The organism is Vibrio sp. 10N.286.52.F8, assembly GCF_041468745.1.
Lineage (GTDB): Bacteria > Pseudomonadota > Gammaproteobacteria > Enterobacterales > Vibrionaceae > Vibrio > Vibrio crassostreae_C.
Window position 1 is genome coordinate 21,161 of the sequence record NZ_JBFRJF010000054.1, and the last position, 8,621, is coordinate 29,781.

Annotated in this window: 7 protein-coding genes; 5 read left to right on the top strand and 2 right to left on the bottom strand. The window is 45.4% G+C overall.

The features are described 5' to 3' along the window. Nucleotides 1-141 precede the first annotated feature (141 nt). Nucleotides 142-1,131 carry a beta-N-acetylhexosaminidase gene (nagZ, locus tag AB4133_RS21350; protein WP_372225684.1) on the bottom strand — a complete coding sequence of 330 codons (990 nt, stop codon included), beginning with the start codon at nucleotides 1,129-1,131 and terminating at the stop codon, nucleotides 142-144. Between the two features lie 121 nt (nucleotides 1,132-1,252). Here nagZ and AB4133_RS21355 point away from each other — a divergent pair, with 121 nt between their 5' ends. Together AB4133_RS21355 and murQ are read left to right on the top strand one after the other, a co-directional pair. After that, complete coding sequence (locus AB4133_RS21355; RefSeq protein ID WP_372225687.1) at nucleotides 1,253-2,368, top strand: anhydro-N-acetylmuramic acid kinase; 1,116 nt, start codon at nucleotides 1,253-1,255, stop codon at nucleotides 2,366-2,368. Between the two features lie 45 nt (nucleotides 2,369-2,413). Then, complete coding sequence (gene murQ / locus AB4133_RS21360; RefSeq protein ID WP_032545650.1) at nucleotides 2,414-3,334, top strand: N-acetylmuramic acid 6-phosphate etherase; 921 nt, start codon at nucleotides 2,414-2,416, stop codon at nucleotides 3,332-3,334. Nucleotides 3,335-3,455: 121 nt separating this feature from the next. On the opposite strand, the gene AB4133_RS21365 is transcribed toward murQ, so the two are convergent. Then, on the bottom strand, nucleotides 3,456-3,806 hold the full coding sequence (locus AB4133_RS21365) for a DUF2799 domain-containing protein (RefSeq protein ID WP_017059350.1): 351 nt from the start codon (nucleotides 3,804-3,806) through the stop codon (nucleotides 3,456-3,458). A 354-nt stretch (nucleotides 3,807-4,160) separates the two neighbouring features. Here AB4133_RS21365 and AB4133_RS21370 point away from each other — a divergent pair, with 354 nt between their 5' ends. The 3 genes from AB4133_RS21370 to btsR all read left to right on the top strand — a co-directional run bounded on the left by AB4133_RS21370 (nucleotide 4,161) and on the right by btsR (nucleotide 8,410). Continuing rightward, entirely contained in the window at nucleotides 4,161-5,651 is a 1,491-nt protein-coding gene (locus AB4133_RS21370) for a carbon starvation protein A (protein ID WP_017062863.1), read from the top strand. A gap of 264 nt (nucleotides 5,652-5,915) precedes the next feature. Beyond that, the gene (locus tag AB4133_RS21375) at nucleotides 5,916-7,586 is read left to right on the top strand and encodes a LytS/YhcK type 5TM receptor domain-containing protein (protein ID WP_372117836.1); all 1,671 of its coding nucleotides are present in this window, start codon (nucleotides 5,916-5,918) and stop codon (nucleotides 7,584-7,586) included. Nucleotides 7,587-7,678: 92 nt separating this feature from the next. Continuing rightward, nucleotides 7,679-8,410, top strand: coding sequence for a two-component system response regulator BtsR (btsR, locus tag AB4133_RS21380; protein WP_132744213.1), 732 nt, complete (start codon nucleotides 7,679-7,681; stop codon nucleotides 8,408-8,410). Nucleotides 8,411-8,621 lie beyond the last annotated feature (211 nt).

An 8,621-nucleotide genomic window follows, 5' to 3' on the forward strand; every position in this document is an offset into this window, starting at 1 on the left:
AAAACATTTGCTGTAAATTTTATTTTACACATTAAATTTAACTCACTCTAAGAGATAAATAGGTTTAAACCACGGATCACACATACAAAAAAGGCGATATTTATCATATCGCCTTATCTAAAATTATTATGTGTTTATTTATCACTCACTGCCTAGCATTCGCTTAATCGTCTCTGAGGTCTCTTTCCACCTAGCATCCGAGTGAAGTGTCGACAAATCAAAGCTGTGTTTTTTAAGCAATGAGTTGGCTAAAGGCACCTTTTGAATCGCTAAGTGATCCAGAGCTTCAATTTGTGCATCTCGTTTATTACACATCAACACCATGTCACAACCTGCATTCAAGGCCGCTTTCGCTCTGTCGGCTGGTCCGCCCATAATGGCAGCGCCTTCCATCGTTAAATCGTCAGAGAATACCAAGCCTTTAAACCCAAGCTGCTGCTTCAATACTTTCTGTAGCCAATACTGTGAACCACTCGCAGGTTGATCATCATAGTGAGAGAAAACCACGTGAGCTGGCATCATGGCATCCAATATTCCAGCTTCAATTTGCGCCTTGAAGATTGCCATATCGGTTTCGAAGATGTCGTCTCTAGGGTCATATGGCGTCTCTAAGTGTGAGTCAGCAATCACGCCACCATGTCCAGGGAAGTGCTTGCCTGTCGTCGCCATGCCAACCGACTTCATGCCTTTGATGAAAGCGCTGCTATGACGAACAATGGTATCAATATCTTCACCAAACGCTCGGCTACCAATCGCTTTACACTCGTGGCCTTTGTCTAATACTGGCGCAAAGCTCAGATCGATATCATGGGCAATCAATTCTGCCGCCATCAACCAACCCGCTTGTTCTGCTAACTGTTCGCCATTATTCTTAGTCGCGAATTCTTGAGCAGCAGGAATAATTGAAAAGCCGTCACGAAAACGCTGAACTCGACCACCTTCTTGGTCAACACCAATCAAAATAGGACGTTTCGCTACCTTACGAATTTCTTTGTTTAACGCCGATAACTGTTTGCTATCGTGGTAGTTTCGAGCAAATAAGATGAGACCACCAACAGTTGGGTGATCTAAAATTTCTCTGTCTTCAGCTGTCAGCTCGTAGCCTGCAACATCAACCCACAACGGTCCCATATTTATCCCTTATTAAACCTAATTTCATAAACTTCCCGAGATTATTCTCTTTAAATTTGCTTTACAATGTTTTTAAACCAATCTGTGGAAGACTTTAAGAATGCAGTGCAAGAGCTTAGAAATGGATCATAAAGAACTGTATATCGGTGTGATGTCAGGGACGAGTATGGACGGTGTTGATACTGCCTTAGTGTCGATTGAAGATACGCGCATCACATTGCTTGCTCATGATGAGTTCCCAATGCCTGACGACCTCAAAGTGCGTCTGCTTGAAGTTTGTATTGGTCAGAAAACCGATTTAATTGCCATTGGAGAACTCGACCACCAGCTTGGCCATCTGTTTGGCGATGCGGTTTTGCAACTTCTCGAAAAGTCAGGTACACCTGCATCTTCTGTGACTGCGATTGGTAATCATGGTCAAACGGTATTCCACCAGCCAAGCGGCGAATCTCCATTTACCATGCAGTTGGGTGATGCCAACATCATTGCCGCTAAAACACAGATTCAAACGGTTGCCGATTTCAGGCGTAAAGACATGGCATTAGGCGGACAAGGTGCGCCATTAGTCCCCGCCTTCCACCATACGATTTTCCACCCGCAAGACAGCTCGGTTGTGGTGTTGAATATTGGTGGTATCTCGAATATTTCAGTGCTGCGCCCTAATCAGCCAACGCTTGGTTATGATACAGGTCCGGGCAATATGTTGATGGACGCTTGGGTTGATAAACACACGGGTGAGAAGTTTGACCGTGATGCGCAATTTGCGCTTAAAGGTCAACTCAATCAAGCTTTACTCGAACAGTTGTTAAATGAGTCTTATCTATCTCAAATGCCACCGAAAAGTACTGGTAGAGAACTATTCAACCTACCTTGGCTAGAGCAACAATTAACAGAATTTAAAGATCTTGCAGTAGAAGATGTTCAGCGCACGCTTTGTGAATACACCGCATTGACGATAGCCAATGAAGTGGAGACTTATCGCTTGGGTAACCAGCCTGCACTGTATGTGTGTGGCGGTGGTACAAGAAACCCATTGTTGATGAAGAGACTGTCTGAATTGCTTCCAAGTTGGGAGGTTGACTCAACCACCAGTAAAGGCGTGGACGCCGATTACATGGAAGCGATGGCTTTTGCGTGGCTTGCTCAACGTCATATTCATCAACTGCCAAGCAATTTACCAGAAGTGACTGGCGCAAGCAGAGCGGCCTCTCTAGGCGTTCTCTATCGTGCTGACTAAACAACTTTAGAACCATCATTTTAGAATCACCATTTAAGGATCATTATGAGTAACGACGCTCTCATATCAGCGCTCTCGCACCTCGTTTCGGAGGGGAGAAACCCTGACACTATGGATATTGATCTGCTCACCTCTCTCGAAGTGGTTGAAAAGATTAACCAACAAGACAAGCAAGTCCCGCTGGCGATTGAAGCGGAACTGCCACAGATCGCGAAAGCGGTCGATAAAATTGCTCATGTCTTTCAAAACGGTGGTCGACTGATTTATATGGGCGCAGGCACCAGTGGTCGATTAGGTGTGTTAGACGCCTCAGAATGCCCACCGACTTTCGGTGTTTCGGACAAAATGGTTATCGGCTTAATTGCAGGCGGACCAGAGGCGATTTTAAAAGCCAAAGAAGGTGCAGAAGACTCGCTAACTCTCGGCATTGAAGATCTGAAAGCGATTCAGTTTTCAGAAAATGATGTCGTGGTAGGTATTGCTGCGAGCGGTCGCACACCTTACGTGATTGGTGCACTCAACTATGCCAATCAGCTTGGCGCAGTAACGGTTGCATTATCTTGTAACCCTGACTCTCCAATTGCTGAAATCGCTCAAATCGCAATTAGCCCGGTGGTTGGCCCAGAAGCATTGACTGGTTCAACACGACTCAAATCAGGTACAGCACAAAAGCTGGTGCTTAATATGCTGACCACTGCCAGCATGATTCGCATTGGTAAGAGCTACCAAAACCTTATGGTCGACGTAAAAGCGACCAATGAAAAGTTGGTTGCCCGCGCCGCTCGTATCGTTATCCAAGCAACGGAGTGCGATAAAGCACTGGCGGTGTCGACACTTAAAGCGACTGATTACGATGTGAAGTTATCTATTTTGATGATTCTAACAGGGCTAGATTTAGAGTTAGCCAAGGCTCAGCTTGATAAGCAAAATGGCTTCTTGAGAAAAGCCGTCGAGAATAATCAGTAATCTTAATTTGGCTTGTAGCTTCTCATTTAGACAGCTACTTCAACGACATACAAAAAGACCAGCACACACGCGGTACTGGTCTTTTTTTAGTTTTAATTTTTTATGGCTAGCTTGCTTGGGCTTAATAGTCGTTTGAGAACTCGTCCCAGCCGCGTTGCCATTCCATACGGAAACGTTGAGCGTCTTCCGTACCAGAACACACGCCTTCATACACCTGACCAGATAAACCAATCTGATAAGCATGGTTCGGATTACAATATTCAGTCACACCTAGGTGATAACCTTCTGTGTAACTCGCTTGATCGACTGCGCCAAGCTCAGTCATCTCTGAATACGAACGCTGAGTGTGGCCTTTGATACCATCACGATAGCCAATCTCTTGCCAATTGCCTTCAGCTGCTAAATCTTGAACATTGGCGCTGCATCCTGCAAGGCTAAATGCCACGGCGAATAGTACGATTATTTTTTTCATTTCAATCCTTTATATTGTTACTTCACCACTTTCTGACGAAGCGCTGCCTTTGTGGTGATTCTCCGCTGAACGCCTATCGATGTCCACTTATTGTCTAATGTTCGCCACTTTAGGTTCATTCCGACCACTCAGAATCAATAGTCGCCGTTAAGCCAACTCAAACAACCTCTCTATAGAGCTAATAGGCCTCTCGATAGAAATATCGGCCACTCAGCACAGTGAACAAACCACTAAATCAGTTATAACACCGCTAAATTGGCTATTCGACCACTCACTCTCGTAGCGGAAGTTTCTTCTCATCGACTCCTTTAATATACACCCTGACTTAATTAATACATTCAGGGATAACAAATTATGATGTGGTTTCTTACCTGTGTCGCAGCACTCATTGGTGGCTACTTTATTTACGGTACCTTTATCGAGAAGATTTTCGGTATCAATGAAAAACGCCAAACACCTGCTCACACTAAGCAAGATGGCGTGGACTACGTTCCAATGTCGACACCAAAGGTTTACCTAGTTCAGCTGCTTAACATCGCAGGTGTAGGTCCAATCTTCGGCCCTATCATGGGTGCCCTTTATGGTCCAGCAGCAATGCTTTGGATCGTTCTAGGTTGTATCTTCGCAGGTGCAGTACACGACTACTTCTCAGGTATGTTATCTATCCGTAATGGCGGAGCTTCGGTTCCAACCATCACTGGACGTTACCTAGGCAATGGCGCAAAACACTTTATGAACATCTTTGCCATTGTTCTACTGCTTCTTGTTGGTGTGGTATTCGTATCTGCTCCAGCAGGTATGATCACTAACCTAGTGAACGACCAAACTGATTTCGCGATGTCTGCAACTACGATGGTTGTTATCATCTTTGCTTACTACATCATCGCAACGATTGTCCCTGTCGATAAAATCATTGGTCGCTTCTACCCACTGTTCGGTGCACTGCTTATCTTTATGTCTGTTGGCCTAATCACTGCGATTGGTCTATCTGACGAACACCAAATCATGGGGGGCTTTGAGATCAGCGACATGTTCACCAACATGAACCCGAATGACCTACCACTTTGGCCTGCTCTCTTCATCACTATCGCATGTGGTGCTATCTCTGGCTTCCACGCCACTCAGTCTCCTCTGATGGCGCGTTGTATGGAAAACGAGAAGAACGGTCGCTTCGTATTCTACGGCGCAATGATTGGTGAAGGCATCATCGCTCTAATCTGGTGTGCACTTGCTCTGTCTTTCTTCGGTTCGGTTGAGTCTCTGTCTGACGCAATTGCAAACGGCGGCCCAGGTAACGTGGTATACAGCGCTTCATTTGGTCTACTGGGTGTATTTGGCGGTATCCTTGCTTTCCTTGGCGTGGTTATCCTACCAATCACTTCTGGTGACACAGCGTTCCGTTCAAGCCGTCTTATCCTTGCTGAATACTTCAACATGGAACAGAAAACACTGCGTAACCGTCTACTAATGGCGTTACCACTGTTCGTTATCGGTGGCATCCTGACTCAAGTTGATTTCGGTATCATCTGGCGCTACTTCGGTTTTGCTAACCAATCAACAGCCGTAATGATGCTGTGGACAGCTTCAGCTTACCTACTTCGCCACAACAAACTGCACTGGGTAACAACAGTTCCAGCTATCTTCATGACGTCTGTGTGTATCACATTCATCCTGAACAACAGCCAACTGGGCTTCGGTCTACCAATGCAAATCTCAACCATCATTGGTGTGGTGAGTGCGCTAGGTGTTGCGGCTTACGTTATTAAAATTTCAAAAGGCAAAGGCGATATCGACCTAGCTGATGAAGAAGAGAAAGAAGCAAAAGGCGTTACCAAAACAGCCTAGTTCTTTAAGGCTCTTGGGAACAAGAGACCAATCTTCAGAGAAAGAGACAAAAGAACAGCCAAACACAACTTCGCTTGCTCCCGTAATCACTCAGTGATTCGTGGAATCTAAGACTAAAGCCCGTCCACTGTGATGGGCTTTAGTGTTTTCAGGCGTTAGTGCTTTCGACTCTGGGAAGCGAATATAACCTACGAAAACACAAGCAAAGCTACCGTTACCAAGCAATGAGCTTTACACTTAACAAGCGTCTCAATAGGTGAAAATATGGAACTCATTCTCTCTCTGCTGCAACAAACCTGCGTCTACTTAGTGATTGCTTACATGCTGAGTAAAACCCCACTGATTCTCCCTTTGTTGAGCATCTCATCTCGCTTAAGCCATAAGATCAGCTGCTACGTTCTGTTTTCCCTGTTCTGCATTATGGGTACCTATTTCGGACTGCAGATCAATGATGCCATCGCCAACACGCGTGCGATGGGTGCGGTAATGGGAGGTCTGTTTGGCGGCCCTGTCGTTGGCTTTGCCGTCGGCTTTACTGGTGGAATTCACCGTTACTCATTAGGCGGCTTCACAGACTTGGCTTGTGCGATTTCAACCACAGCAGAAGGCTTGATTGGCGGCCTGTTACACGTTTATCTCGTGAGAAAGAACAAAGCCAGCCAACTGTTTAATCCGTTAGTGGTTTTCTCGGTAACCCTGTTTGCAGAGATCATTCAGATGCTGATTCTGCTCGCAGTCGCAAAACCCTTCGAACAATCCTATGCTCTGGTCTCCGATATTGCGGCGCCAATGATCATCGCTAACTCGGTCGGTGCAGCACTGTTCATGAGCATCATCCAAGACAGAAAAACCATCTTCGAAAAGTACTCGGCTACCTTCTCACGCCGCGCACTGACCATTGCCGAACGTTCGGTGGGTATTTTGCATGGTGGGTTCAATTCCGATAACGCACAAAAAATCGTACGTATCGTTTATGAAGAGACCAACGTAGGGGCGGTAGCGATTACCGACCGAGAGAAAATCCTCGCGTTCGTTGGTATTGGTGATGAACACCATATTCCGAACACCCCGATTTCATCGCAAAGCACGCTCACTTCGATGGAACAGAACGACATCATCTACCTTGATGGCAAAGAGAACCCATACCAATGCTCCTTGTCGCAGGATTGTAAATTGGGTTCTGCGTTGATTATTCCATTGCGCGCGGGTAACGAAGTGGTCGGCACCATCAAGCTCTATGAGCCAAAGCTGAAACTATTCTCAACTATCAATATGTCGATGGGTGAAGGTATCGCTCAACTATTATCGAGCCAGATCCTATTTAGCAACTACCAGCAGCAGCAAACGCTACTGACACAAGCAGAAATCAAACTGCTGCACGCTCAAGTGAACCCGCACTTCTTGTTCAATGCGCTTAATACTATCAGCGCAGTAACACGTCGTGACCCAGATAAAGCTCGAGAGTTGATTCAACACCTGTCTCACTTCTTTAGAAGCAACCTAAAGCAGAACATCAACACCGTGAAGCTCAAAGACGAACTGGCACACGTCAACGCTTACCTGACCATAGAGAAAGCACGCTTTACCGATCGACTAGAAGTGGAATGGGATATCGACCCGCAGTTATATGAATCTCAATTGCCGAGCTTTACCCTGCAACCGCTGGTAGAAAACGCCATCAAACATGGGATATCTAATATGTTGGAAGGTGGCACAGTAAAGATCTACAGCGAACCTTTCGGAGGTGGATTCAAACTGATCGTCGAAGACAATGCAGGCAACTATCAGAAACCATCTCAAGATCATGTCGGATTAGGTATGGAGATTGTTGATAAACGACTCACTAATTTCTTTGGACAAGACTCAGCACTAAAAATAGAATCTCAACCACAGCAATTTACTCGAATGAGCTTTATCATACCTATACTAAAATAACGGTCTTTTCGTGGGTGATAGCTTCTCGGTAAGCATATTTAGAAGACATATATAGAAACAAGCAGGGATAGAATCAAGATGAAGATTGTAGGATGTTAAAAGCACTAGTTGTCGATGATGAGCTTTTTGCTCGCGAAGAGTTGATTGAGCTGCTGACTGAAACAGGAGAAGTGGAAGTCATTGGCCAAGCGAGTAATGCAATTGAAGGGCTAAAGCAAATCAACCTTCTCAAGCCTGACGTGGTGTATTTGGACATTCAAATGCCTCAGGTTACTGGGATTGAATTGCTGAGCATGCTTGACCCGGAAACCATGCCTTATGTGGTGTTTGTGACCGCCTACGATCAATATGCGATTCAAGCCTTTGAAGACAATGCCTTTGACTACCTACTCAAACCCGTCGAACCTTGTCGATTAAACAAGAGTGTTTGCCGTCTGAATAAGGTCATCAAGCAGAATCAGAAAGCGCCAGCACAAGACATCTCTGCGATTGCTCCCTGCCACTTAGAGCAGATTCCGTGTATTGGTCATAACCGCATTGTGATCATGGCAAGCCAAACGGTTGAATGCGCCTATTCTGATATCAGTGGCGTGCATGTTCGTAGCTCATCACAAACAGCAACCTCGCAACTAACCCTGAAGATCTTGGAAGAAAAGACCGATTTGATCCGCTGCCATCGACAATATTTGATCAACATAAAATCGATCCAAGAGATCAAGTTACTAGAGAATGGATTAGCCGAGATCATCACACTGACGGGCTTTGAAGTCCCGGTGAGTCGTCGCTATCTCAAGACGTTAAAAGAGCAACTCGGCCTCCAGTAAACAAATTTCAGGTTTAGATATAGCACGATCAAAAAAGCCAACGCATCAACGTTGGCTTTTTACTGTTTAAAGAATGTCCCGTCCTGAAATGTGTTTACACATTGAGGACTAATGATGACCATTCCAAATAAACACTACGTTAAGCGCACTCAGCGTGATTACACACTAGGCTTTAAATTGCAGGTTGTAGACGCCATCGAAAAAGGCGACA

What these genes read in the sequence shown, in the direction of transcription:
- AB4133_RS21370 (WP_017062863.1), top strand. Translation starts at nt 4,161, where the DNA reads ATGATGTGGTTTCTTACCTGTGTCGCAGCACTCATTGGTGGCTACTTT.
- btsR (WP_132744213.1), top strand. Translation starts at nt 7,679, where the DNA reads ATGTTAAAAGCACTAGTTGTCGATGATGAGCTTTTTGCTCGCGAAGAG.
- nagZ (WP_372225684.1), bottom strand. Translation starts at nt 1,131, where the DNA reads ATGGGACCGTTGTGGGTTGATGTTGCAGGCTACGAGCTGACAGCTGAA.
- AB4133_RS21375 (WP_372117836.1), top strand. Translation starts at nt 5,916, where the DNA reads ATGGAACTCATTCTCTCTCTGCTGCAACAAACCTGCGTCTACTTAGTG.
- AB4133_RS21355 (WP_372225687.1), top strand. Translation starts at nt 1,253, where the DNA reads ATGGATCATAAAGAACTGTATATCGGTGTGATGTCAGGGACGAGTATG.
- AB4133_RS21365 (WP_017059350.1), bottom strand. Translation starts at nt 3,806, where the DNA reads ATGAAAAAAATAATCGTACTATTCGCCGTGGCATTTAGCCTTGCAGGA.
- murQ (WP_032545650.1), top strand. Translation starts at nt 2,414, where the DNA reads ATGAGTAACGACGCTCTCATATCAGCGCTCTCGCACCTCGTTTCGGAG.